1 protein-coding gene is annotated in these 1,306 nt (G+C 65.3%); it reads right to left on the bottom strand.

What is annotated here, in order from left to right; all coding sequences use genetic code 11:
- A partial coding sequence (adh, locus tag ON37_RS13220; RefSeq protein ID WP_040719490.1) for an aldehyde dehydrogenase occupies positions 1 to 1,306 on the bottom strand: 1,306 nt, incomplete at its 5' end.

Here is a 1,306-nt window from a genome sequence, read left to right as displayed (position 1 = left end):
TCAGAAGAAGCCGAGTTTGTTGGGTGAGTAGCTGACGAGCAGGTTTTTGGTCTGCTGGTAGTGGTCGAGCATCATGCGGTGGTTCTCGCGGCCGATGCCGGATTTCTTGTAGCCGCCGAAGGCGGCGTGGGCGGGGTAGGCGTGGTAGCAGTTGGTCCATACCCGGCCGGCTTTGATGCCGCGGCCGAGGCGGTAGGCGGTGTTGCCGTCGCGGCTCCACACGCCGGCGCCGAGGCCGTAGAGGGTGTCGTTGGCGATGGCGAGTGCTTCCTCGGTCGAATCGAAGGTGGTGACCGCGACGACGGGGCCGAAGATCTCTTCCTGGAATACCCGCATGTCGTTGCTGCCCTTCAAGACCGTGGGCTCGATGTAGTAGCCGCCGGGCAGGTTGTCGACCTTGCGGGGGCCGCCGCCGGTGAGGACCTCGGCGCCTTCCTTGCGGCCGATGTCGATGTAGGACAGGATCTTTTCGTACTGGTCGTTGCTGGCCTGGGCGCCGATCATGGTGTCGCTGTCGAGCGGGTTACCGCTGACGATGGCCTTGGTGCGTTCCAGGCAGCGGGCCATGAACTCGTCGTAGATCGAGGAGTGGATCAACGCCCGCGACGGGCACGTGCACACCTCGCCCTGGTTGAGCGCGAACATCACGAAGCCCTCGACGGCCTTGTCCAGGAACGCGTCGTCGGCGGCCAGCACGTCGGGCAGGAAGATGTTGGGGCTCTTGCCACCCAGCTCCAGGGTGACCGGGATGATGTTCTCGCTGGCGTACTGCATGATCAACCGGCCGGTGGTGGTTTCACCGGTGAAGGCGACCTTGGCCACCCGCGGGCTCGACGCGAGCGGTTTGCCGGTTTCCACACCGAAACCGTTGACCACGTTGAGAACTCCCGGCGGGAGCAGATCGGCGATCAGCTCGATGACCTTCAGGATCGAGGCCGGGGTCTGCTCGGCGGGTTTGAGCACCACCGCGTTGCCGGCGGCCAGCGCGGGCGCCAGTTTCCAGGTCGCCATCAGGATCGGGAAGTTCCACGGGATGATCTGGCCGACCACGCCGAGTGGTTCGTGGAAGTGGTAGGCGATGGTGTCGTCGTCGATCTCGCTGATCCCGCCCTCCTGGGCGCGGATGGCGCCGGCGAAGTAACGGAAGTGATCGACCGCCAACGGCAGGTCCGCGGCCAGGGTCTCGCGGACCGGTTTGCCGTTGTCCCAGGTTTCGGCGACGGCCAGCTGGTCGAGATTCGCCTCGATCCGATCGGCGATCTTGTTCAAGATGTTGGCGCGCTCCGCCGCCGAGGTCGCACCCCAC

This window comes from Nocardia veterana NBRC 100344 (assembly GCF_000308855.1).
Lineage (GTDB): Bacteria > Actinomycetota > Actinomycetes > Mycobacteriales > Mycobacteriaceae > Nocardia > Nocardia veterana.
Note: the sequence above shows the minus strand (reverse complement) of the source record. Positions and strands in the feature narration are given on the sequence as shown.